This is a genomic window from Anaerostipes sp. CAG:276 (assembly GCF_000432215.1).
GTDB lineage: Bacteria > Bacillota > Clostridia > Lachnospirales > Lachnospiraceae > Anaerostipes > Anaerostipes caccae.
In genome coordinates, this window is sequence record NZ_FR889190.1 from 43,262 (window position 1) to 68,893 (window position 25,632).

Below are 25,632 nucleotides of genomic sequence, written 5' to 3' on the forward strand. Positions count from 1 at the left end.
TGCCCAAGTGCCGGAGACGGCCGCCATCACTCACCGGTGCATGGTGCCTCCCGGAGTTCAGGGTGTCGTCGAAAAGACAGTCTGCGACGGCAGCTATACCATCGATGAACCGCTGGTTACCGTAAGACAGGAAAACGGTGATCTCAAAGAACTTCCTATGATGCAGCAGTGGCCCATCAGAGTTCCGAGACCGGTCAGCCTGCGCTATCCGGCATCCAGGCCGCTGATTACCGGACAGAGGATTCTGGATACGATGTTCCCCATTGCAAAAGGCGGTACGGCCTGCATCCCGGGTGGCTTTGGAACCGGCAAGACGATGACTCAGCATCAGATCGCCAAGTGGTCGGATGCCGACATCATCATTTATATCGGATGCGGAGAGCGCGGAAATGAGATGACACAGGTATTGGAGGAGTTTTCCAAGCTGGTGGACCCGAAGAACGGGAATCCCCTGATGGACCGCACAGTCCTGATCGCCAACACGTCCAATATGCCTGTTGCCGCCAGGGAAGCAAGCATTTATACTGGACTGACCCTGGCCGAATATTACAGGGATATGGGATATGACGTGGCAATCATGGCAGATTCTACGTCCCGCTGGGCGGAAGCGCTGAGAGAACTTTCCGGACGGCTGGAGGAGATGCCGGCGGAGGAAGGCTTTCCTGCCTATCTTGCCTCAAGACTGTCGGCCTTTTATGAAAGGGCGGGTATGATGAAGAATTTAAACGGCACAGAAGGCTCCGTATCGATCATCGGCGCGGTATCGCCCCAGGGAGGCGACTTTTCAGAACCGGTGACCCAGAATACAAAGAGGTTTGTGCGGTGCTTTTGGGGACTTGACAAAAGTCTTGCTTATTCAAGACATTTCCCTGCCATTCACTGGCTGACCAGTTACAGTGAATACTTAAAAGATCTGGCACCCTGGTATGAAGAACACGTCTCCGTGGAGTTTGTGGATCACAGAAACCGCATCATGGCTCTCTTAAATCAGGAGAGCAGCCTGATGGAAATCGTCAAACTGATCGGAAGCGATGTGCTTCCCGATGACCAGAAGCTGATTCTGGAGATCGCCAGAGTGATCCGTCTTGGATTTCTGCAGCAGAATGCCTTTCATAAAGACGATACCTGCGTATCTATGGAAAAACAGTTTGAGATGATGGATGTAATCCTCTATTTATATGAAAAGGCAAAGCTGTTGATCAGTATGAATATGCCCATGTCTGTTTTGAAAGAAGATACGGTGTTTGAATCTGTGATCTCCATGAAATATGACGTACCCAATGACAAGCTTGAGATGTTTGATGAATATCGAAAAGCAGTGGATGATTTTTACCAGAAGGTGATCGAGAAAAACGGATAAATTGTCTGCAGTGTAAAAAAATTGTACCTGAAAGGAGTGTTTCACATGCCGATTGAATATTTGGGACTTGACAGGATCAATGGACCTTTGGTGGTACTGGAGGGCTGCAGAGATGCTTTCTATGAGGAAATTGTAGAGTTTGTCGTGGAGGGAAATAAAAAAAAGCTTGGAAAGATCATAGAACTTTACGAGGACAAAGCGATCATCCAGGTGTTTGACACAACGGATAATATGGGGCTTTCCAATACTCATACAAGGCTTACGGGGCATCCAATGGAAATTTTTCTCTCTCCCGACATCCTCGGGAGGACATTAAACGGCCTTGGGAAGCCTATCGACGGACTGGGACCCATTGTGTCGGACGTAAAACGCAATGTCAACGGACTGCCCCTGAATCCGGTCCGCAGGGAGTATCCGCGAAATTTTATATGCACAGGGATTTCGGCAATTGACGGCCTGATGACACTGATCCGGGGACAGAAACTTCCTATCTTTTCGGGAAATGGGCTGCTCCATGATCAGCTGGCTGCCCAGATCGTGACCCAGGCTTCACTGGGCGGGGACAGCATGGAAAACTTTGGTATCGTCTTTGCCGCCATGGGTGTCAAACACGACGATGCGGATTTCTTCCGCAGGACGTTTGAGGAGAGCGGTGCCTTAAGCCATGTGGCAATGTTTTTAAATATGGCCAATGACCCGGTGGCTGAGAGGCTGATCACACCCAAGGTGGCGCTGACCGCGGCAGAATATCTGGCCTTTGAACATCACATGCATATTTTAGTCATTCTGACGGATATGACGGCCTTTGCGGAGGCCATGAGGGAAGTTTCCTCCTCAAAGGGAGAAATTCCGAGCCGGAAAGGATTTCCCGGTTATTTATACAGTGAACTGGCAATGATCTATGAGAGGGCGGGCATTGTGGAAGGCATCGACGGATCAGTGACCCAGATACCGATCCTTACAATGCCCAATGACGATATCACGCATCCCATCCCGGATCTCACCGGATATATTACGGAAGGACAGATCGTGCTGGACCGCAGCCTGCACGGTCAGGCTGTCTATCCGCCGATCAGTGTGCTCCCGTCCCTGTCCCGCCTTATGAAAGACGGAATCGGAGAGGGCTATACGAGGGAAGATCATCAGGATCTGGCAAATCAGCTTTTCTCCGCCTATGCAAAAGTGGGAGACGCCAGAAATCTGGCCTCCGTCATCGGGGAAGACGAACTGTCTCCGATTGACAAAAAGTATTTAGAGTTTGGAAAAGAGTTTGAGGAACGGTACATCGGACAGGGAAGTGAGGAAAACCGTACGGTGACAGAGACCCTCGATCTCGGCTGGGAACTCCTCGCCATTCTCCCGAGAGAAGAACTGGACCGTGTTGACACGAAGCTTTTGGACCGTTATTATCGAAAGACCGGAGATAAGGAGACTTATTCCAAAAATCCGGAGGACAGCAGGCCTCCGGCGGCGACGGATTCTTTAATGTTTTAGTCCAAGCTGAACGAAAGGAGGCGGACATATGGACACGAGAACTTTTCCGACCAAGGGGAATCTGATGCTCGCTAAAAATTCTCTCGCCCTGGCGATGCAGGGGTATGATCTGATGGACAAGAAGCGGAACATTTTGATCAGAGAGCTTATGAACCTGATTGATCAGGCGAAGGATATTCAGGAACAGATTGATGTGACTTTTACGTACGCCTATCAATGTCTTCAGGAAGCAAATATTGAACACGGCATCAGCGAGACAGACCAGCTGGCCTACACGGTGCCCATCGAGGATTCCATTCAGATAAAGAGCCGCAGTATCATGGGAACAGAGATCCCTCTGGTGACTTACACACCGGATCAAAACATTCCGACCTATTCCTTCAGCACTACGAGGGAATCCATCGACAAAGCAAGAGAAGCTTTCCGGAAAGTCAAAGATCTGACGATCCGGCTTTCCATGGTTGAAAACTCTGCCTACCGGCTGGCAGCCAGCATCAAAAAGACGCAAAAGCGTGCAAATGCCTTGAAAAACATTACGATTCCCTCTTACAGGAGTCTTGTGAGCGAGATATCCAATGCCCTGGAAGAGAAAGAGAGAGAAGAATTCACCAGGCTTAAAGTGATCAAACAGAGAAAAAATAAAGCTTAACGGACAGGAGAGCACTATGTGCGGAAGATATTTTACAGACCCTTCAGTGGCAAAAGAACTCTATGATATATTCAAAATTCCCGGAACAAAAGATGTTGTCCCGGCGGCGGAGGATATTCATCCCGCGGATACTGCGGATGTCCTGATTTCCACACCGAAAGGAATTGGGTTTGAAAAGATGAGATGGGGATTTCCCGGTTTTGAGAAAAATAAGCTGATTTTCAATGCAAGAGCGGAGGGTGCACTGGAAAAAAAGATGTTCAGAGACAGCGTCCGCACCAAAAGAATTCTCGTACCTTCCCGCGGTTTTTATGAGTGGGACAGCGAAAAGACGAAATATACTTTTGAGCGCACAGACAGAAAACCGCTGCTGATGGCAGGATGCTGGAATCAGTTCGGTTCCTGGCAGCGTTTCGTGATTCTTACCACAGAAGCAAATGAATCAGTGAGAGGTGTTCACCACAGGATGCCTCTCATCCTGGACCCGAAAGATGCATGGGTATGGCTTATGGATGACGGACAGACCGAATTCATTTTACAGAAAACACCCGGGCCGCTGGAAAAAAAGTCTGACTATGAACAGATATCTTTTTCTTTTTTATTCCATAAGGAGGAACCTTTATGACCATTGAACGATTGGTAAAACTTCAGAGGAATTTTTATTATACAGGTGCTGCACAGTCTTACGCTTTTCGGATGGAAGCTCTCTGCCGTTTAGAGCAGACAGTCAAAAGCCATGAAAAACAGCTGGAGCGTGCCCTGAAAAAAGATTTGAACAAATCCGGCTTTGAATCATATATGACAGAAATCGGATTATTTTACAGTGAATTAACTCATGCAAAAAAACATTTAAAAAATTGGATGAAACCGAAGAGAAAGCCTACGCCGGTCAGCCAGTTTCACGCAAAAAGCTTTGAAATCTCCGAGCCTCTGGGTGTGGTTTTGATCATGGCTCCGTGGAATTATCCCTTTTTACTGACGTTTGCTCCTTTGATCGGAGCCATAGCCGCCGGAAACTGCTGTATCTTAAAGCCGTCCCGAGACGCATCCAACACATCCGCGCTGATCCGGCACATCGTCGAGGAGGCTTTTCCAGCGAATTATATCTCTGTCGTAGAAGGCGGAAGAGAGGAGAACAAGCAGCTTCTCAGCCAGAAGTTTGATCATATTTTCTTTACCGGCAGCAAGGCAGTGGGGAAAATCGTCATGGAACATGCGGCACGCCGTCTGACGCCCGTAACCCTGGAACTCGGAGGAAAGAGTCCCTGTATCGTGGACAGGTCGGCAGATCTTTCCCTGGCTGCCAGGAGGATCGTGTTCGGAAAATTGTTAAACAGCGGACAGACCTGTGTGGCCCCGGACTATATCCTCGTACACGAAGCAGTAAAAGAGACTTTGATAAAAGAACTGATCTTCCAGACCCGCAGGATGCTTGGAGAGGAGCCTCTCCTAAACAGTGAATACCCAAAAATCGTCAATAAAAAACACTATCACAGGATTATGAAGCTGATCGGGGAAGAGACTGCAGTCCTCGGAGGATACGGCTGTGAAAAAACACTGAAAATAGCACCGTCTATTCTTCCGGAGGTATCGTGGGATTCCCCCGTCATGCAGGAAGAGATCTTTGGCCCTGTACTTCCTGTGCTGTCCTACCGTAGATTTTCTGACGCGGTACAGCATATCAGGCAGATGGAGAAGCCCCTGGCTCTCTATCTGTTTACAGGAAACAAGAAGATGGAACAGTGGATTCTTAACAACATGGCTTTCGGAGGCGGATGTATCAACGACACCGTCATTCATCTTGCCACGTCACACATGGGATTCGGGGGAGTCGGTGAGAGCGGCATGGGCTCCTATCACGGCGAATATGGCTTTCGGACATTCAGCCACAGAAAAAGTATCGTAAAAAAATCAACATGGACGGATCTTCCCATTCGTTACCACCCGTACAGCAAGAGAAAAAACAGGCTGCTTCGTCTGTTTTTGAGATAGAAAGGACACACAGTGATGAAAGATATCTATGGACGCACAATTGATTACATGAGGATTTCCGTCACTGACCGTTGTAATTTAAGGTGCCGGTACTGCATGCCGGAGGATATTCCATCAGTGGAACATACAGATATTTTAAGCTACGAAGAACTGTTAAGCATATGTGAGAGCGCCGCAGATCTGGGCATCTGTAAGTTTAAGATCACAGGGGGAGAGCCTCTGGTGAGGAAAGGATGCGCCGGCTTTATAGAAAGACTGAAACAGCTTCCCGGAGTCAGGCAGGTTACCCTGACCAGCAACGGCCTCCTCTTAGAACCGTATCTTGAACGGCTGAAAGAGGCAGGGATCGACGGCATCAACATCAGCCTGGACACGCTGGACGAGAAGAAATATAAAGAGATCACCGGGAAAACAGGAGTACAGACAGTTTTGTCAGCCGTCAGAAACTCTGCCCGCATGGGTCTGAACACGAAAGTAAATTGTGTGGTCATGAAAGGCATCAACGACGATGAAATCTTGGATCTGCTGGAAATCGGAAGAGAGGATCACGTTGACATCCGCTTTATTGAGATGATGCCTATCGGCTTCGGAACACAATTTACCGGTATGAATTCAGATGAGATCATATCTCTGCTCCGTCAAACATATCCCGGGATTAAAAAAGAAGAACAAATCCGTGGAAACGGACCTGCCAGATACTTAAAAATTCCCGGTTTTTCCGGAGCCGTGGGCTTCATCGATGCGGTACACTGTAAATTCTGCAGACAGTGCAACAGAATCCGGCTCACCTCAGAAGGCTTCTTAAAGCCCTGCCTGTATTACAGCCGCGGCATCCCTCTGAGAGAAAAATTAAGATCCGGAATATCAAGAGGAGATCTTTCACAGCTCATACGCCAGACTGTTCTGGATAAGCCCGAAGGACACCGATTTTCTGAGAGAGACACGGATGGTGAAGCAGACAGCCGGAAAATGTCTCAGATCGGAGGATAAAAAAGACGCTTTTAAACGGCCTGATTACAAAGCCTTTAAAAGCGTCTTTTTGTATATAATTTCTTTAGTTCATAGATTCCAAAATTGCATCAGCCATCGCGTCGATTTCCTCTGACTGGCTGTCATTCAGTGCAGATTTGATCGTGATGGTTGGTTCCAGGACCGTCATTTGTTTCATCCCTGACACCATCTCATTCATCTGCCTGCCGGATGTGGCTGCCCACGTTCCGTTCTGCATGAACGCTACGGTACGTTTCTGAAGATTATGGGCTTTCAGATCAAGCAGCACGGTCTCCATATTCGGAAAAATACCGCCGTTGTATGTCGGGGATGCAAATACCAGATGACTTGCGCGGAATGCTTCGGAAACAACCACAGACGGATGGGTTACGGACACATCGTACATGGCAATATTTTTAAGACCTTTATCAGCGAGGCGGGAAGCCAGTACATTGGCTGCATTTTCCGTGTTGCCGTAAATAGATGCATAAGCGATCATGACACCCTGGTCTTCCGGCTCATAAGTGCTCCATTTCTGATACTTTTCAACGAACCACTCAATATTTTTTCTCCATACCGGACCGTGGAGCGGACAGATCATCCCGATTTCCACATTGGAAGCCTTCTTTAACAGCGCCTGTACCTGAGCTCCGTATTTTCCTACGATATTCGTATAATATCTTCTGGCGTCATCCAGCCATTTGTGTTCAAATTCAATCTCATCGGCAAACAGATTTCCGTTGATCGCTCCGAATGTTCCGAAAGCATCTGCTGAAAATAATATTTTGTCCGTCGTATCATATGTGACCATAACTTCCGGCCAATGTACCATAGGTGCCATAAGGAATGTGAAAGTATGTTTTCCTGTACAAAGGGTATCGTTTTCCTTCACGATGACAGCGTCCGTCTCGATCTTAAAGAACTGTTTGATAATGTCCGCTGTCTTGGCATTGCATACGATCTGAACATCCGGATATCGCATGATTACTTCTTTGAGCATGGCACAGTGATCAGGCTCCATGTGGTTAATAATCACATAATCCAGTGTGCGTTCTCCGAGCGCATGGACAAGATTTTCAAAAAACTGTTCACTGACAGCCTTGTCCACCGTATCGAAAAGCACTGTTTTTTCATCTAACAGCACATAAGAATTGTAAGAAACACCGTTTGGCACCGGAAAAATGTTTTCAAACAGGGCGAGTCTCCTGTCGTTTCCTCCGATCCAATATAAATCGTCTGTAATATTTTTTGTGCAATACATGTTTTCATCCCCTTAGCTTATTTGATTATTTTTTGTCAATATTATATCACTACTAGTATAATGTCCAAAAAACCATTTTACAAGTCAAAGATACCAACTGAAAAAGATTCTACATAATTCCCAGCATGATTCTATGATATAATTTCTTTGTTAGTAAAAATTGACACACTATCATTCCTCTTTTATAATGGAGACGGCACATAGAAGGAAAATAAAACAAAAATTTATATAAGAACAGGAGATAAGACAATGCAGATCAGTAAAAAAAATATGATCGCACTGATCTTTGGGACAGTCGCTGTGATCATTTGCATGGTCATTGTTGTAATGTTTTCCGGAGGATTTAAAAAGGATAAGGAAGATTCATCGGCAACCGAGACATCCTCGGAAGAGACGACTTTAGAAGACACCGGGTCCTCAGAAGATCAGCAGACTCAGGAGCGGGGCACAGAAAACACCGGCTCCAATCATCAGAGTACGACCGCAGCCCACAAGAGTACGACGACGCGCAGACAGAAGAAGACTACGGCCGAACGGCAGAAAACGACGACAGCCACACAGCAGAAGACCGAGGCACCAAAACCTGCCACGACGGAGCAGCCGGCCACAACGGAACAGCAGCAGGAACAAACCGAAGATGACGGTCAGTAAGTAAGGAGTAATGAGAGATGAACGGCAAAAAAAGACATACAGGGCTCTGGTTTCTTCCGGGTATCCTGCCCGCAGGGTTTTCTCTGTTTTCATACAGAAAGCTGCACGGAAAACAAAAGAGGGCTGCAGCGGATGTGTTCTTCTGTGAGGCGTTAAAAAAGCGGGACGGCATTTTGGTCCCGGGAGCACTCGTTAAAAACGGTGTCATAGGCGCACAGCTGAAAGACCGTCTGGACGGGGCGCTGAGGCTTTACCGGGCCAGCATCGGAAAGTTTATTCTGATCTCAGGGACGAGAAAAGAAGTAAAGTTCATGAAAATGTACCTGCTTTTCAGAGGAATTCCACAAGAAAATATATATGAAGACCGGGAAGGTCTCGATACATTCCGCACAATGAAAAATACATGTTCCGCATTTCCCGGAAAATCATTTTATGTGTGCACGCAGAAACTCTATGTTCCAAGGACGGATTATCTGGCAGAAGCCGCAGGACTGAACGCCCATGCGGTGATCTCGGATTCGGTGATCTATCAAAGCAGACACAAAGACAGGATCCGTGAATATTTTGCCGCGTCCAAGGCACTGCTGGAGGGAGTGGTTTACCAGTGGATCAGGCATTAGACTATGAAGTGATTTACAGCGGCAGAAAAACTCTGGCCGTCACAGTGACTGCGGACGGCCAGGTGATCGTCAGGGCGCCCGAGCGATTTCCAAAAGGTGAGATCCGCAAATTTATCGAGGAGAAGCAAGGCTGGATCAGACACCACATGAAGCTTTCAGCGGAGAGAAAAAGAAATCAGAAAAAAATTCGTATGACTGCTAAAGAACGGGAAAACTATAAAAAGGAAGCAAAGACTGTGATCACACGGCTCTGCCGGATATATGCAGAACAGATGGGTGTTTCCTGCGGGAAAATAACGATCCGTGAGCAGAAAACCCGCTGGGGCAGCGCGAGCAGCAGAGGAAACTTGAATTTTAACTGGAAGCTGATCCTGATGCCGCGGAAAGTTCTTGAATATGTAGTGGTGCATGAACTTGCCCACTTAAAAGTCATGAATCATTCCCCGGCATTTTATGAGGCGGTCGCACAGTATATGCCGGATTATGAACAGCCGAAAACATGGCTGTCGAAACATGGTGCAGAATATAATATTCATTTGATTTCATAAAGGAGGGACCGTGATGAATGCGGTTTACGAAAAATTACAGAGATGCTATGAGAGCATGCAGGAAAAAACAGATTTTAAGCCGCTGATAGCCGTTGTGCTCGGATCAGGACTAGGCGGTTTTGCAGAAGATATTCAGATTGAGACGATTGTAGAATATAGGGATCTGCCGGATTTTCCGGTGTCTACAGTGGAAGGCCATAAAGGAAGATTTATCTTTGGTTATGTAGAAAAGGTGCCCGTTGTGATCATGCAGGGAAGAGTTCATTACTATGAAGGTTATGATATGACAGATGTAGTTCTGCCGATCCGCCTGATGAAAATGATGGGCGCCAAAGCCTTGATCCTTACCAATGCGGCAGGAGGTGTCAACGACGAATTTGACGCCGGTGATCTCATGATGATCACTGACCAGATTTCCACCTTTGTTCCTTCTCCGCTGATTGGACCGAATCTGGAAAAGCTTGGAGAACGTTTCTGTGACATGACAGGCATTTATAATGACAGATTTCAGGATATTTTCCGCAGAATCGCCAGGACACTTGAAATTGATTTAAAGGAAGGTGTCTATGTACAGCTCAGCGGACCGAATTTTGAATCTCCCCAGGAGATCAAGATGTGCAGAATACTGGGAGCGGATGCGGTTGGCATGAGTACAGCCTGCGAAGCCGTAGCCGCAAAGCATATGGGGATGAAAACCTGCGGTATTTCCTGCATCACCAATCCGGGTGCAGGTATTACAATGAAGCCTTTAAGCCATGAAGAGGTTCAGGAGACTGCCGATAAAGTGGCTCCTGTGTTCAAGGCACTGCTCAAAGAAGGGATCATAAAGATAGCGGAGCTGCTCTGAGAAAAGCAGTTCCGGCGGTATATTTAAAGGAGAGTCCCATGATAAGGATCTACAATGCTAAAATTCTTACAATGGAAAACGGTATGCAGCCGTTTGACGGAGAAATCCAAACTGACGGGTCCCGTATTTCATATATTGGTGAAAAACCACCCGCAGATTCCGGAGATGCCCGGCCGTTTAAAAGAGAGATTGACGCCCGGGGCGGTCTTTTAATGCCGGGCTTTAAAAATGCCCACACTCATTCCGCCATGACCTTTTTAAGATCCCATGCAGATGACCTGCCGTTGCTCGAATGGCTCAACCGGCAGGTTTTTCCGTGGGAGGCAAAACTCACTCCCGATGATATCTATCATCTCTCTAAACTGGCTGTCATGGAATATCTGACGAGCGGGATGACAGCTAATTTCGATATGTATTTAACACCCGATACGATTGCTCAGGCCTCCGAAGACTGCGGATTCAGGACAGTGCTCTGCGGTGCCCTGAACGATTTTTCACAGTCTGCCCAACAGCTGGACGAATGGTATCAAAAATATAACAAAGAAGACAGTCTGATCAGCTTTCGGCTTGGATTTCATGCGGAGTATACTACATCCGAAGAGAAGCTTCGCGCTGTAAAAGAGCTGTCGGATCAGTATCATGCCCCGGTTTATACTCACAGTTCAGAGGGCCTCCCGGAAGTCATCTCCTGCAGAGAGCGCACCGGGCTGACGCCGACGGCTTACATGGATCGTCTGGGCCTGTTTGAAAATGGAGGCGGGTGTTTTCACTGTGTCCATATGGAACCGGAAGATCTCCGGATTTTGAAAAGACGCCGGGTGTCTGTGATCACCAATCCGGCATCTAATCTGAAGCTGGCAAGCGGTATTGCACCAATAAAGCAGATGCTGGATATGGGAATCAGCCTGGCCATCGGGACAGACGGTCCCGCAAGCAACAACTGCCTGGATATGTTCCGGGAAATGTTTTTGATCACAGGGCTCTCCAAATACCGGGAAAACGACGCCTCGGCCACAGATGCGGACACTGTGCTCAAAATGGCAACTTTAGGCGGCGCAGCGGCAATGGGGCTTTCTGACTGTGATATTCTCGCAGAAGGGAAGCAGGCGGACTTAATCCTGATCGATCTGAACCAGCCCAATATGCGGCCGGTCCACAATCTGACAAAAAACTTAGTTTACAGCGGCAGCAAGCAGAATGTCCGGCTCACCATGGTTGCTGGAAAGATCCTCTATGAGGACGGAGAATTCTCCATCGGAGAAGAACCAGATTTCGTTTACAGGAAAGCGGAAGAGATTACAGGAAGAATTTTTGGAAATTGACAGAAAGAGAGAGCATATGAAATTTGTAATTCAAAGAGTCAGCCATGCCAAAGTGGATGCGGACCACAAAACGGTCGGAAGCATTGACCGAGGCTTTCTCGTGCTGATTGGTGTCGGTCAGAACGACACGAGAGAGACAGCGGATAAACTGATCAAAAAAATGGTGGGGTTAAGAATTTTTGATGATGAAAACGGAAAGACGAATCTTGCACTGAAGGATGTGGACGGAAGCCTTTTGCTCGTCTCCCAGTTTACCCTCTATGCAGACTGCAGAAAGGGCAACCGGCCTTCTTTCATCAATGCAGGAAAACCGGATCTTGCAGAAGAATTGTATGAATATATCATATCGGAGTGCAGAAAAAAAGTTCCTAAAGTCGAGACCGGGATCTTCGGTGCGGAGATGGAAGTGACACTCGCAAACGACGGACCGTTTACGATTATACTGGACAGTGAGGACAGCTGATTTTCAGTTGTCCTTTGGTATGGTTTATGCTATAATTCATCAGAGAGAAACAGAAAAATACGATAGATGAGGTATGTTCATGAAAGATATAAAGGATATGAAACGGATTCTTTTAAAGCTGAGCGGCGAAGCTCTCGCGGGAGATAAAAAGACCGGTTTTGACGAAGCTACCTGTATGGATGTGGCAAGACAGGTCAAGGTTTTAGCCGACCGGGGCCTCCAGATTTCCATTGTCATCGGAGGCGGTAATTTCTGGAGAGGACGCACAAGCGAGAATATGGAACGGACAAAAGCAGACCAGATCGGCATGCTGGCTACGGTGATGAACTGTATTTATGTTGCGGACGCTTTCCGCACCGCAGGGCTTGAGACCGAAGTATTCACCCCATTTGTGTGCGGTTCGTTTACAGAACTGTTTTCCAAAGACAAGGCGGTAAAAGCCATGGAAGACGGAAAGATCGCTTTCTTTGCCGGCGGAACCGGGCATCCGTATTTTTCTACCGATACGGCAACGGCTCTGCGCGCCGTGGAGATCGAGGCAGATGCGATACTGCTCGCAAAGTCTATTGACGGTGTATACGACAGCGATCCCGCGGTCAACCCCGATGCAAAAAAATACGATACGATCAGTTTAGATGAAGTATTGGATCAAAAGCTTGCAGTCGTGGATCTGACAGCTACGATCATGTGTCTGGAAAACAAGATGCCCCTTGCAGTGTTCGGGCTCAATGAGCCGGACAGCATAGCTGATTTATTAAAAGGAAAATTCAATGGTACATATGTTACCGTAAAATAGGAGGAAGAAAAATGTTAAAAAAATTTGAAGATAAGATGCAGAAGTCTTATGAGAACATGACATCAGAATTTATGGCGATACGTGCAGGACGGGCCAATCCCCATGTTCTGGACAAAGTTACCGTAGACTATTACGGAGTACCGACTCCGATCCAGCAGGTGGGCAATGTCTCTGTTCCCGAAGCACGCACGATCCTGATCCAGCCATGGGAGCCGAATCTGCTCGGAGAGATCGAGAAAGCGATCATGATGTCTGACATCGGAATCACTCCTAACAATGACGGGTCTGCGATCCGCTTGAATTTCCCGGAACTCACGGAAGAACGCAGAAAAGATCTGGCAAAGGATATCAAAAAAAGAGGAGAGACAACAAAAGTTGCAGTCCGGAATATCCGCAGAGATGCTAATGACGAATTGAAAAAAATGAACAAAGCCAATGAACTGAACGATGACCAGCTAAAAGACCAGGAATCTGAAGTTCAGAAGCTTACAGATGTATATATTAAAAAAATTGATGATGCGGTGGAAGCAAAGTCAAAAGAGATCATGACGGTATAACAATAAAGAAAAGCAGCAGGGCTGGTTTGAGTCAGCCCTGTTTTTTCGATGATTTGACGGAGGTGTTCTATGGAGTCAATGAGAGTGCCGGAGCATGTTGCGATCATTCTGGACGGCAACGGCAGATGGGCGAAAAAAAGATTCCTTCCCAGGAATATGGGGCATGCACAGGGCAGCAAGACGGTGGAGAGAATCATTGAGGATGCATTTGACATGGGCATCAAATACCTGACGGTATACGCATTTTCAACCGAAAACTGGAGACGTCCGAAGGATGAAGTGGATGCTTTGATGAAGCTTTTAAGGGATTACTTAAAAACATGCATCAAACGGGCAAATAAAAATAATATGCGGGTCCGCGTCATCGGAGACGTGACCGGCCTTTCAGAGGATCTCAGGGAAAAGATCGAACAGCTTGAAGAAGCATCCAAGGGCAACACAGGAATTAATTTTACGATTGCCCTGAATTACGGAAGCCGCGATGAAATGATCCGCGCCATGAAAAAAATGGCCGGTGATCTGCTGGCCGGCACCCTGAAAAAAGAGGATATTACAGAGGATGTATTTGCGGGATATCTGGATACAAAGGGTATTCCAGAACCTGATCTGATGATCCGCACAAGCGGAGAGCAGCGTCTGTCAAATTTTATGCTCTGGCAGCTGGCCTACACAGAATTTTATTTTACCGATGTGCTCTGGCCGGATTTCAATAAAAAAGAATTGAAAAAAGCTGTGGAGTACTATAACGGAAGAGAACGGAGATTTGGAGGAATATAGACTTATGTTTAAACAGAGACTTATCAGCGGGATTGCTTTAGTGGCAGTTACCGTCCTTGGCCTTTACCTGGGAGGGATCGTGACTTTACTCTTAACGGCGATCGTTGCCCTGATCGGATACAATGAAATACTGAAGATATTCAATATAGAGAAATCATCTCTGGCGGTCCTTGGATACACAGGAACGATTCTTTACTATGCCGCCTTGTTTTTTGACCTGGGCCAGTGGTCCACATCGATCATCATTTTGTTTATGATCTTCCTGCTCGGCTGTTATGTGGTCCGATTTCCCAAATATCACATGAACCAGGTCATGGCTTGTTTTTTTGGATTTGTCTATGTGAGCGTCATGATTTCCTATATTTATCAGCTGAGGATCGCTCAGAACGGAGGCGAATTTATTGTACTCCTGTTCCTGGCCGCGTGGGGCAATGATACACTGGCCTACTGCACGGGCATGCTGATCGGAAAGCACAAAATGACCCCGAAGCTGAGTCCGAAAAAGAGCATAGAAGGACTGATCGGCGGAATCCTTGGGGCGGTGATCTTAGGAGCAGCATATGGGATCTATTTAAAGACAAGGATCCGGTTTAATTTTAATCCGATGATGATGTTCGGGATCATCTGTGGAATCGGTGCGGCTATATCCGTGATCGGTGACCTGGCTGCCTCTGCCATTAAGAGAGATTCCAAGATCAAAGATTTCGGGACTCTGATTCCAGGACACGGCGGTATTTTAGACCGGTTTGACAGTATCATACTGATTGCTCCGGTTATTTATTATCTCACAATGATGATCTCAGGAGGCACAATGCAGTGAAATACATTTCCATCATCGGCTCTACCGGTTCCATCGGAACCCAGACACTGGAGCTTGTACGTGCAAATAAAGATCTTGGCGTGACGGCTCTGGCAGCCGGAAGCAATGTGGATCTTTTAGAACAGCAGATCCGGGAATTTCATCCTCATACAGCAGTTCTCTATGATGAACAAAGAGCAGAGGAACTGCGTCTTCGTGTAAAGGATCTCGAAGTGCAGGTGCTTTCCGGAACGGAAGGGCTCATCGAGGCAGCTTCTGAGCCGTACTGTTCGCTGGTCGTCACTGCAGTCGTCGGGATGATCGGCATAAAGCCGACGATGGCTGCTATAAGGGCAAAGAAAGACATCGCTCTCGCAAATAAGGAGACGCTGGTGACCGCAGGCCACCTGATCATCCCATTGGCAAAAGAATACGGAGTTTCGATTTATCCGGTGGACAGTGAACACTCCGCTATTTTTCAGTGCCTTCAGGGAGAGTCTGATAGAGATGTGGATTCCCTGATCATCACGGCATCCGGCGGACCGTTCCGAACCAAGACAAAAGAAGAACTCAAAACGGTCACATTAAAAGATGCTTTAAAACATCCGAACTGGTCTATGGGCAAAAAGATCACCATAGATTCCGCAACGCTGGTCAATAAGGGGCTGGAAGTGATCGAGGCACGCTGGCTCTTTGATATAGATTTTGACCGGATCAAGGTAGTCGTACAGCCGCAGAGTATCATTCACTCTATGGTGCAGTTTCAGGACGGCGGGGTAAAGGCCCAGCTGGGAACCCCGGATATGAAGCTGCCGATCCAATACGCCCTCTACTACCCGGAGCGCAGATTTCTTCCGGGAGACCGTTTAGATTTTGCTGCATTGGGAAGTATCTCTTTTGAAGAGCCGCCTGTCGATGTTCTAAAAGGTCTTTCATATGCATATGATGCAGGACGGACCGGAGGATCCATGCCGGCCGTGCTGAACGCAGCCAACGAAAAAGCGGTGGCTCTGTTTTTGCAGGAGAAAATATCTTTTACAGAGATTTATGATCTGATCGAAGATGCAATGAATGCACATCATGTGATAGAGAATCCATCTCTTACGGAGGTACTGGAAACAGAACAGTGGGTATATGAATTCATAGAAAGCAGGTAATTACTTGAACATTATTATTGCAATCTTAATCTTTGGCATTATTATCATTGTACATGAATTGGGACATTTTTCAGTCGCCAAAAAGAATGGTATCCGTGTGGACGAATTCTGTATAGGTCTTGGTCCGACTCTGTTTGGGAAACAAGTGGGAGAAACTTATTATTCCGTAAAACTCCTTCCATTTGGCGGAGCCTGTATGATGGGTGAAGACGAAGACCGGCCGGAGGCGGACGCTTTTGGAAATAAATCTGTCTGGGCCAGAATGGCAGTCATTTTTGCCGGACCGTTTTTCAATTTTGTTTTTGCCCTGATCCTTGCCTTTATTATGATCGGTATATCAGGCGCTGACCTGCCCGATATCGCCAGAGTGGAGACAAAGTCTCCTGCTCAGGAAGCAGGATTGAAAGCCGGGGACCAGGTCTTGAAGATTGATGGAAAAAAGATCTACAATAACCGTGAATTGTCTTATTATTTCCTTCTGGACTATAAAGGCGGAGAAGTGCCTATTGTGATAAAGCGGGACGGAACAGAGAAAAGCCTCTCTGTGACCCCGAAGTTTAACCAAGAAGCCAAGCGGTATATGATCGGCATCGGCTGGGAACCATATCAAAAATTAAATCCATTAAAAACCATAGAATATGGATTTCATGAGGTGGGATTCCAAATTCGCGTGACGGTAAAGAGTGTTGTAAAACTGGCCACGGGACAGCTGACGCTGAATGATCTGTCAGGACCTGTAGGCATTGTAAAACAGGTAGGGGATACGTATAACCAGGCAGCCACTTACGGTTTCACAGTCCTTCTCTCCACAATGCTGAGTATTGCGGTCCTGATCAGTGCAAACCTGGGGGTTATGAACCTTCTGCCGCTTCCCGCACTGGACGGAGGCAGACTTTGTTTTCTCATCGTGGAAGCGGTCAGGAGAAAGCCTGTTTCAAAAAACGTGGAAGCTGCTGTCCACACGGTCGGCCTGTTTTTATTGCTGGGGCTTATGATCTTTGTCATGTTCCAGGATATCTATAAGATTATGTTGTAAAGGAGTCTTAGTATGGTTACTAGAAATAATACAAAAGTCATCCGGATTGGGGATAAGAAGATTGGCGGCGGCAATCCTGTGCTGATCCAGTCCATGACCAATACAAAGACAGAAGACGTTGAGTCTACCGTATCACAGATATTAAGCCTTGAGAAAGCCGGATGTGATATCGTAAGATGCACGGTCCCGACTCCGGAAGCAGCGGATGCCCTGGGTGAGATCAAAAAAAGGATTCACATTCCGCTGGTGGCGGATATACATTTCAACTATAAGCTCGCCATCGCGGCTATGGAGAACGGCGCCGATAAAATTCGCATCAATCCGGGCAATATCGGAGGAGAAGACCGTATCCGGGCAGTCATTGAAAAAGCCAAAGAGTATGGCGTTCCGATCCGTGTAGGCGTCAACAGCGGCTCTCTGGAAAAAGAGCTGGTGGAAAAGTATCACGGAGTGACGGCCGAGGGACTGGTGGAGAGTGCTGTTGACAAAGTCCGTATGATCGAGGCATTCGACTATGACAATCTGGCGGTCAGCATCAAATCCTCTGATGTTCTCATGTGTGCCAGAGCATATGAACTGGTAGCAGAGCAGATTGATTATCCGCTTCACGTCGGAATCACAGAGGCAGGAACCGTGTACAGTGGGAATATCAAGTCCGCTGTCGGACTGGGCATTATCCTTCACCAGGGGCTCGGAGACACAATCCGCGTCTCACTGACCGGAGATCCTGTCAACGAAATCGCAAGCGCTAAACTGATCTTAAAGACGTTAGGGCTCAGAAGGGGCGGGATCGAAGTAGTTTCCTGTCCTACATGCGGAAGGACCAACATTGATCTGATCAGTCTTGCCGGGCAGGTGGAGACGATGGCTGCAGACTTCGAACATTTGAATATCAAGGTCGCCGTCATGGGCTGTGTCGTCAACGGTCCCGGTGAGGCAAAGGAAGCGGATATCGGGATCGCAGGCGGAATCGGTGAAGGCCTTCTGATGAAAAAAGGACAGGTCATCCGCAAGGTCCCGGAGGAGGATCTTTTAAGTACTCTGCGCTATGAATTAGAACATTGGGGTGAATCAGATGCAGACTGCTAAAGAGCATACAAAAGAATTTTTTCAGGTATTTCCTGACCTGAAAGTATCCGGGGATGTAAAAGAACTGTTCCGCACTGTGTGTATCCGTCAGGTTCTGTTCAAGAAATCAAAAAATACACTTTTCATTTCATTTACAAGCGACCATCTGATTCCAAGAATCGACACCTGGCGGATGGAACAGCAGATCCGGGAGCAGCTGTTTTCAAAGCGCTATGTTAAAATACGCTTTCAGGAGTATTTCCGGCTTTCAGCCCAATACGATCTGGATTATTTATTTGAACACTATATGAAAAGCTTCCTCTTTGAGTTAAAAGGCAAAGGGGAGGTTATTTTTAATGTAGTCAGAAAAGGAGACTATGCCATTGATGGCGATGTCGTTACCTTTATTTTTGAAAATACGTTTGTCAACAAGAGCAAGGCAGATGAGATCAAAGAATATTTTGAGACAACGCTGAAAGACAAATTTGGCATGGAGATCAAAGTTGGCTTTGATTTTTCCAAGACGACAGACCGGTCTTTGAAAAAGGAAAGCCAATATAAGCTTCAAAAAGAGATTGAGGGGATTGTCGAACAGGCAGACCTGCTCAGCAAAGAACAGGAAGAAGAGAAAAAAGCCAGAAAAAAGAAAAAGGAATCCAACTTTTCTTACGATTCCAAGTTTAAGAGAAAGCCTAAATTTAAAGACGATCCGACCCTTCTTTACGGCCGAAACTGTGAAGGGGAACTCATTGAAATCAAAGATATTATCGATGAGATCGGTGAAGTCGTGATCCACGGACAGGTTACAACCCTCGATACGAGAGAAATTCGAAATGAAAAAACAATCATTATTTTTCATATCACGGACTTTACGGATACCATCTCCTGTAAAATTTTTGTCAGGAATGAACAGCTCCCGGAGGTTCTCAGTGATCTGAAAAAAGGCGGTTTCTACCGTGTTAAGGCGGTCGCCATGTATGATAAATTTGATCATGAGATATCTCTTGGTTCTGTCATGGGCATTAAGGCAGTCTCGGATTTCAGGGAGAAACGCCAGGACACGTCCATGGACAAGAGAGTAGAACTCCATTTACATACAGTTATGAGCGACAACGACAGCGTTGTTCAGATCAATGACATCGTAAAACGCGCCTACGAGTGGGGACATCCTGCCGTTGCCATCACGGATCACGGCGTGCTTCAGGCCTTTCCGATTGCAAGGCATGCTTATGAGGATTTAAGGCTTCCACAAGACGATCCGTTTAAGATTATTTACGGAGTGGAGGCTTATTTTGTCGATGACCTTGGAGATCTGGCAGTCCGCTCCAGAGGCCAGTCCCTCCGGGGAGATTTTGTGGTATTCGACATTGAGACCACAGGATTTAACAGCCAGACAGACCGCATCATAGAAATCGGGGCCGTAAAGGTCATAGCTGGTGAGATCACAGAAACCTTCAGTGAATTCATTAATCCGCAGATTCCGATTCCATTTAAAATCACACAGCTTACGACAATAACAGATGAAATGGTCATGAATGCAGATACGATCGATGCTGTACTTCCAAGATTTCTTGAGTTCTGCGGGGATTCTGTCTTAGTGGCTCACAATGCCGGGTTCGACACCGGATTTATCCATGAAAATGCGAAACGTCTGGATCTTGATTTTCATCCAACCATTGTGGATACGCTCGGTCTGTCAAGAAGCCTGATGACCCACCTGGCAAAATTTACACTGGATAATCTGTGCAAAAATTTGAACATCAAACTGGAGACTCATCATCGGGCAGTGGATGACGCCACAGCTACGGGGAAAATCTTCATAAAATTTGTTCAGATGCTGGAGGAAAAAGAAATCTTTGACCTGGATCAGGTAAATGAGTTTGTTGCAGGTTCCGAAGACTTCATTAAAAAAGGCCGTACCTATCACGGGATCATTCTCGTCAAAAATAACACCGGAAGAGTCAACCTAAACCGCCTGGTGTCGGAATCTCACGTCCGGTACTTTAACCGGCGCCCCAGAATGCCCAAATCCCTGATCAATAAGTACCGGGAAGGGCTGATCATCGGATCAGCATGTGAAGCCGGCGAACTGTACAGTGCCATCGTGGATCAGCGGTCTGAGGAAGAAATCGCAAAGATTGTTGAATTTTATGATTACCTGGAAATTCAGCCGGAGGGCAATAACCAGTTTATGATCGAATCTGCCCGCCATGAGAACGTCTGCTCTTTTGAGGATATCAGAAATTTCAACCGGAAGATTGTGGAGCTGGGCGAAACCTTCCGCAAACCTGTGGCTGCTACCTGCGATGTGCATTTTTTAGATCCGGATGATTCCATTTACCGGGCGATTCTTATGGCCGGAAAAGGATTTAAAGATGCGGACAGCCAGCCGCCTCTCTACTTCCGTACAACGGAGGAAATGCTCCATGAATTTGAATATCTGGGAAGCGATAAAGCCAGAGAAGTTGTCATAACAAATCCGAATAAGATCAGTGACCAGATTGAAAATATCTCTCCGATCCATCCGGATAAATGTCCGCCGGTCATCGAAAACTCAGACCGGGATCTCCGGGATATCTGCTACAAGAAAGCACACGATATCTATGGTCCGAACCTGCCGGACATCGTAACTACCAGACTTGACAAAGAACTGAATTCCATCATCGGAAACGGCTATGCAGTTATGTATATCATCGCACAGAAGCTTGTATGGGATTCCCTGGACCATGGTTATCTGGTAGGTTCAAGAGGATCTGTCGGGTCATCTTTTGCGGCGACCATGTCCGGGATCACGGAAGTAAATCCTCTGCCTGCCCACTACATCTGTCCGGAGTGTTATTATGTGGATTTTGACTCTCCTGAGGTAAAAAAATATGCCAGGATGGGTATGTCTGGATGTGATATGCCGGATGCGGTGTGTCCGAAATGCGGTGCAAAATTAAACAAAGAAGGCCACGATATTCCGTTCGAAACATTCCTCGGATTTAAAGGGGACAAGGAACCTGATATTGACCTTAATTTTTCAGGGGAATATCAAAGTAAGGCCCACGCATATGTGGAAGTGATCTTTGGCAAAGGAAAGGCCTACCGCGCGGGGACCATCGGTACGCTGGCGGAAAAGACTGCCTATGGATATGTCCTTAAATATTTAGAAGAAAGAGAAATATCGAAAAGAAAATGTGAGATCGAACGGCTGGCGAAAGGATGCACCGGAGTTAAGAGAACGACCGGCCAGCACCCCGGCGGCATCATCGTTGTGCCCCATGACAAAGAAATTTATGACTTTACTGCCGTTCAGCGTCCGGCCAACGACGTAAGATCACCGATTATTACAACCCATTATGAGTATCATTCCATCGATTCCAACCTGTTAAAGCTGGATATCCTGGGTCACGACGATCCCTCCATGATCCGCAGACTGGAAGATCTGACAGGAGTCAACGCCCAGAATATACCCCTGGATGATAAATCTGTCATGTCTCTGTTTCACGGAACAGAGGTTCTGGGCATCACTCCGGAACAGATCGGAGGCACGAAACTCGGATCTCTCGGGATACCGGAATTCGGAACCGATTTCGTTATTCAGATGCTTTTGGACACAAATCCTCAGAGCTTTTCGGATCTGGTCCGTATTTCAGGACTGTCCCACGGTACAGATGTATGGCTCGGCAATGCTCAGAAACTGATCGAGGAGGGGGATGCTACAATCTCAACTTCCATCTGTACGAGGGATGATATTATGGTCTATCTGATCAATCAGGGTCTGGATGAAGCCTTGTCATTTACGATTATGGAGAGCGTCCGGAAGGGAAAAGGTCTGAAACCGGAACAGGAAGAAGCAATGAGGGAAAAAGATGTGCCGGAATGGTATATCTGGTCCTGTAAACAAATTAAATACATGTTCCCGAAAGCACATGCGGTTGCCTATGTCATGATGGCATGGAGGATTGCCTGGTTTAAGGTTTTTCATCCTCTCGCCTACTATGCCGCCTATTTCAGTATCCGCGCAAAAGCATTTTCCTATGAAGACATGTGTATGGGAAAAGAAAAACTGAATAACCGGATGAAGGAGATACAAAACACGCCGAAGTTTGAGGTGAAAAATGCAGACCTGGATCTTCTGCGGGAAATGAAGATTGCAGATGAGATGTATGCCCGTGGATTTGAGTTCATGCCTCTGGATATCTACCGGGCAAAGGCAAAAGACTTTCAAATCATTGACGGAAAGATCATGCCTCCTTACTCAGCCATTGACGGTATGGGAGAAAAAGCTGCCAAGGAAGCCGCAGAGGCGTCTAAAGGAGAACCATTTACTTCTATGGAAAATTTCCGTGACCGGACAAAGGCGCCCAAATCTGTTGTAGATAAGATGAAAGAATTGGGATTAATGGGAGATCTGGAAGAAAGCGATCAGCTCAGTTTCAATTTCCTTTGATCCCCCGAAATGATAGAACCGAATATGTATTTTTACATATCCGGTTCTATTTTTGGAAAATCTCTCATATAATAATTTTAATGTCTGCCGGAAGGCATCGGCAGGCTTCGGGGGTTTTGTTTTAATAAGGGGGAGATATGGATCGATCATGAGCAATTTAAATCACTTTCATCTTGAAAAGACAGGCAAAGAACAATCTGTGGAGGAACTGACAAAGCAGATTGAACATCTTGAATATAACTTGGAAGAGTGCCGTAAGAAACGGATGCATTACCAGCAGCTGTTTCACAGCGCGCCGGCCGGATATCTTGTATTTGACCAGGAAGGGCGGATCGCAGATGCAAATCAACGATTCTGCAGTATGGTATCTGTACCGTTTCAGGACCGGTGCAGCTATAATATCAGAGACTTGACAGACAAAGACACCAGAGAGGAACTGGATATGATGATACACGGTCTCTTAAAGAAGGATCAGGTCTTATCAATAGAAGCCAGGATGTTGTGCAGGAATAGTTATATCCCGGTTATCATAACCGGCAACCGATATGGACAGCCCCTCGGCCGTATGGAGAACAAAGCATCCATGCTGTTTGCGGGCATCGTAACAGAAGTGTCGGAATTGAAAAAAGAACAGCAGAAAATAAGGGAGAAAAGTATTCATGATTCACTGACCGGATTTTATAACCGGATGTTTTACAATGAATATCTTCTGTACTGTGATAAAACGGATGATCTCCCCCTCTCCGCGGCAATCTTGGATCTGGACCGTTTAAAAATGATCAATGATTCCCTGGGCCATTCCTTCGGGGACAGGGCGATCACTACAGTTGCAAAGATTCTGAAAACATACGCAAAGGAAAACTATATCTTTGCCCGGATCGGGGGAGATGAAATCGCTGCCTTTTTCCCGGGGACAGAATTATGCGAAGCTGAATCGTTTCTAAAAAGAGCAGAGGAGATGATACAGCTGCACAGCCTGTCAGGCATCCGGCTTTCCTTCTCATGGGGCTGCGCAGTAAAAAGCAGTCCGGGAGAAGATATATTGACGGTTTTATCCGCCGCAGAAGATATGATGTACCGAAAGAAGTTCAGAAACAACGCCGTGAAAAAATCAGAGACATTAGATGTAATCCTCAATGCACTCTTTACTAGAAATCCGAAAATCCATCAGCATTCCATGAGAATGTCCCGGCTTTTCGGTCAGTTTTCTTCTTATCTCGGTCTGGAAACCGAACGGGTCAAGTTTCTCCAGGGCCTCGGCTATGTACATGATATCGGAATGGCTTCCATTTCTGATGAGGTCCTGAACAAGCGGGACCTTCTGTCCTATAACGAAAGGCAGGAAGTCAAGCGTCATCCGGAAACGGGATACCGGATTCTGAAGTCCGTGCCGGATATGGAAGAAGAAGCACAGATTGTGTTATATCATCATGAAAACTGGGACGGCAGCGGCTATCCGTATGGTCTGTCAGGCGACAGCATCCCGGTGGAATCGAGAATGCTTTTAATTTTAGATACCTATGACCGGATGAAATATGCACCATTCGGAAGGTATCGTCATTCTGAAAAAGAAATCATAAAAGAATTAAAACGCTGGTCAGGAAGACAGTTTGACCCGCTTTTAACAAAAAAATTCATCGAGTGGATGGAAGGCAGAAAAAAGCAGAGATAAGCTGCTTTTTTCTGCTTTTCTACGTATAAGGCGATATTATAAGCGGATTGGGAAATACTAATTGAGAAATGTTATCGTTGACAGAAATTATGGCAGGACCTATAATATACCCATACCCCCAGGGGGTGGTAAGGAGGCGTGTTATGAAACAAAAATTTGATGTGACGGGCATGACATGCAGTGCATGCAGTGCCCATGTAGATAAGAGTGTCCGAAAATTAGACGGTGTTGCTGAAGTTAATGTCAATCTGCTTCAAAACACCATGACCGTAGAGTATGACGAGTCAGAAGTAAACGATGATCAGATTATCCGCGCTGTCATCGGCGGAGGCTACGGTGCCTTTGTCCATGATAAGCAGGAAGAAGCAGGCAGAAAACGGGATATCGGCGTAGATGATGAGATTACTGGCATGAAAAGAAGACTCTGGGTATCCATCCTGTTTATGATACCGCTTATGTACATTTCCATGGGGCATATGGTGAATCTTCCGCTCCCGTCTTTTCTGAGCGGAACCCACAACGCGGTTTCTTACGGGCTGACCCAGATGCTCCTGGTTCTCCCGGTCATGTATATTAACCGGAAGTTTTATCAGGTGGGATTTAAAACATTGTTTAAGGGCTCTCCAAATATGGATTCCCTGATCGCCATCGGGTCCGGCGCTGCCTTTGTCTATGGAGTCTTTGCCATTTACCGCATGGGATACGGCCTCGGTGTGCAGAATCTTCATCTGGTACATCAGTACCACATGGATTTATATTTTGAATCTGCATCTATGATCCTGACGCTGATCACGGTCGGAAAATATCTGGAGTCCAGGTCCAAAGGGAAGACTTCGGAGGCTATCAGCAAACTCTTAGATCTGGCTCCGAAAACGGCCACCGTAGAACGGGGCGGAGAAGAGATTGAGATCCCCGTGGAGGAGCTGGATGAGGGAGATACGGTGATCGTACGCCCCGGAGCCAGCATTCCGGTTGACGGAGTCATCCTTGAAGGCATAACTTCTGTGGATGAAAGCGCTCTGACCGGGGAAAGCATCCCTGTGGAGAAATCCTCCGGAGACAAAGTCATCAGCGCATCCATCAATAAAGGGGGATTTATTAAATTCAGGGCTACAAAGGTAGGAAACGACACGACGCT

The 25,632-nt window shown here is 46.8% G+C and carries 23 protein-coding genes; 22 read left to right on the plus strand and 1 reads right to left on the minus strand.

Annotation, left to right across the window (positions count from 1 at the left end; genetic code table 11):
• The 6 genes from QVP35_RS08525 to moaA all read left to right on the plus strand — a co-directional run.
• A partial coding sequence (locus tag QVP35_RS08525) for a V-type ATP synthase subunit A (RefSeq protein ID WP_288187824.1) occupies nt 1–1,360 on the plus strand: 1,360 nt, incomplete at its 5' end.
• Between the two features lie 45 nt (nt 1,361–1,405).
• On the plus strand, nt 1,406–2,854 hold the full coding sequence (locus QVP35_RS08530; protein WP_009289649.1) for a V-type ATP synthase subunit B: 1,449 nt from the start codon (nt 1,406–1,408) through the stop codon (nt 2,852–2,854).
• A gap of 28 nt (nt 2,855–2,882) precedes the next feature.
• Complete coding sequence (locus QVP35_RS08535; protein ID WP_009289648.1) at nt 2,883–3,503, plus strand: V-type ATP synthase subunit D; 621 nt, start codon at nt 2,883–2,885, stop codon at nt 3,501–3,503.
• Nucleotides 3,504–3,519: 16 nt separating this feature from the next.
• Entirely contained in the window at nt 3,520–4,128 is a 609-nt protein-coding gene (locus tag QVP35_RS08540) for an SOS response-associated peptidase (RefSeq protein ID WP_022261031.1), read from the plus strand.
• Entirely contained in the window at nt 4,125–5,495 is a 1,371-nt protein-coding gene (locus QVP35_RS08545) for an aldehyde dehydrogenase (RefSeq protein ID WP_022261032.1), read from the plus strand. The genes QVP35_RS08540 and QVP35_RS08545 overlap by 4 nt, the downstream gene beginning before the upstream one ends.
• Before the next feature lie 15 nt (nt 5,496–5,510).
• Nucleotides 5,511–6,485, plus strand: coding sequence for a GTP 3',8-cyclase MoaA (moaA, locus tag QVP35_RS08550; protein ID WP_009289643.1), 975 nt, complete (start codon nt 5,511–5,513; stop codon nt 6,483–6,485).
• A 64-nt stretch (nt 6,486–6,549) separates the two neighbouring features.
• Here the strand turns inward: moaA and QVP35_RS08555 are convergent, their stop codons facing one another.
• Nucleotides 6,550–7,746: an FprA family A-type flavoprotein gene (locus QVP35_RS08555; protein ID WP_006566995.1), complete on the minus strand. Its 1,197-nt coding sequence runs from the start codon at nt 7,744–7,746 to the stop codon at nt 6,550–6,552.
• 249 nt (nt 7,747–7,995) lie between these two features.
• Here QVP35_RS08555 and QVP35_RS08560 point away from each other — a divergent pair, with 249 nt between their 5' ends.
• The 16 genes from QVP35_RS08560 to QVP35_RS08635 form a co-directional block, all read left to right on the plus strand.
• The gene (locus tag QVP35_RS08560) at nt 7,996–8,397 is read left to right on the plus strand and encodes a hypothetical protein (protein WP_006566993.1); all 402 of its coding nucleotides are present in this window, start codon (nt 7,996–7,998) and stop codon (nt 8,395–8,397) included.
• Nucleotides 8,398–8,414: 17 nt separating this feature from the next.
• Nucleotides 8,415–9,017, plus strand: a complete 603-nt coding sequence (locus tag QVP35_RS08565; RefSeq protein WP_009289641.1) for a SanA/YdcF family protein — start codon at nt 8,415–8,417, stop codon at nt 9,015–9,017.
• Nucleotides 9,002–9,565 (plus strand): M48 family metallopeptidase, encoded by a 564-nt coding sequence (locus tag QVP35_RS08570; protein ID WP_009289640.1) that lies wholly within the window; start codon nt 9,002–9,004, stop codon nt 9,563–9,565. Before QVP35_RS08565 ends, QVP35_RS08570 begins: the two co-directional genes overlap by 16 nt.
• Nucleotides 9,566–9,578: 13 nt before the next feature.
• The gene (locus QVP35_RS08575) at nt 9,579–10,412 is read left to right on the plus strand and encodes a purine-nucleoside phosphorylase (RefSeq protein ID WP_006566990.1); all 834 of its coding nucleotides are present in this window, start codon (nt 9,579–9,581) and stop codon (nt 10,410–10,412) included.
• Nucleotides 10,413–10,450: 38 nt separating this feature from the next.
• Complete coding sequence (locus QVP35_RS08580; RefSeq protein ID WP_009289639.1) at nt 10,451–11,734, plus strand: amidohydrolase; 1,284 nt, start codon at nt 10,451–10,453, stop codon at nt 11,732–11,734.
• A gap of 16 nt (nt 11,735–11,750) precedes the next feature.
• On the plus strand, nt 11,751–12,197 hold the full coding sequence (dtd, locus tag QVP35_RS08585; protein WP_039930411.1) for a D-aminoacyl-tRNA deacylase: 447 nt from the start codon (nt 11,751–11,753) through the stop codon (nt 12,195–12,197).
• Nucleotides 12,198–12,294: 97 nt separating this feature from the next.
• Entirely contained in the window at nt 12,295–12,993 is a 699-nt protein-coding gene (gene pyrH / locus QVP35_RS08590; protein WP_039930409.1) for a UMP kinase, read from the plus strand.
• 11 nt (nt 12,994–13,004) lie between these two features.
• On the plus strand, nt 13,005–13,550 hold the full coding sequence (gene frr, locus QVP35_RS08595; protein ID WP_006566986.1) for a ribosome recycling factor: 546 nt from the start codon (nt 13,005–13,007) through the stop codon (nt 13,548–13,550).
• A gap of 78 nt (nt 13,551–13,628) precedes the next feature.
• Entirely contained in the window at nt 13,629–14,327 is a 699-nt protein-coding gene (locus QVP35_RS08600) for an isoprenyl transferase (protein WP_147510046.1), read from the plus strand.
• 4 nt (nt 14,328–14,331) lie between these two features.
• Nucleotides 14,332–15,147, plus strand: a complete 816-nt coding sequence (locus tag QVP35_RS08605) for a phosphatidate cytidylyltransferase (protein WP_006566984.1) — start codon at nt 14,332–14,334, stop codon at nt 15,145–15,147.
• Entirely contained in the window at nt 15,144–16,283 is a 1,140-nt protein-coding gene (locus QVP35_RS08610; RefSeq protein ID WP_009289635.1) for a 1-deoxy-D-xylulose-5-phosphate reductoisomerase, read from the plus strand. The genes QVP35_RS08605 and QVP35_RS08610 overlap by 4 nt, the downstream gene beginning before the upstream one ends.
• A 4-nt stretch (nt 16,284–16,287) precedes the next feature.
• Entirely contained in the window at nt 16,288–17,319 is a 1,032-nt protein-coding gene (gene rseP / locus QVP35_RS08615) for an RIP metalloprotease RseP (RefSeq protein ID WP_022261034.1), read from the plus strand.
• A gap of 12 nt (nt 17,320–17,331) precedes the next feature.
• A complete protein-coding gene (gene ispG, locus QVP35_RS08620; protein WP_009289633.1) occupies nt 17,332–18,408 on the plus strand; it encodes a flavodoxin-dependent (E)-4-hydroxy-3-methylbut-2-enyl-diphosphate synthase in 1,077 nt (358 codons plus the stop codon).
• The gene (locus QVP35_RS08625; RefSeq protein WP_022261035.1) at nt 18,395–22,822 is read left to right on the plus strand and encodes a PolC-type DNA polymerase III; all 4,428 of its coding nucleotides are present in this window, start codon (nt 18,395–18,397) and stop codon (nt 22,820–22,822) included. Before ispG ends, QVP35_RS08625 begins: the two co-directional genes overlap by 14 nt.
• A 148-nt stretch (nt 22,823–22,970) precedes the next feature.
• The gene (locus QVP35_RS08630) at nt 22,971–24,494 is read left to right on the plus strand and encodes an HD domain-containing phosphohydrolase (RefSeq protein WP_009289631.1); all 1,524 of its coding nucleotides are present in this window, start codon (nt 22,971–22,973) and stop codon (nt 24,492–24,494) included.
• 143 nt (nt 24,495–24,637) lie between these two features.
• Nucleotides 24,638–25,632: heavy metal translocating P-type ATPase (locus tag QVP35_RS08635; protein ID WP_288187826.1), on the plus strand; the 995-nt coding region annotated here is incomplete at its 3' end.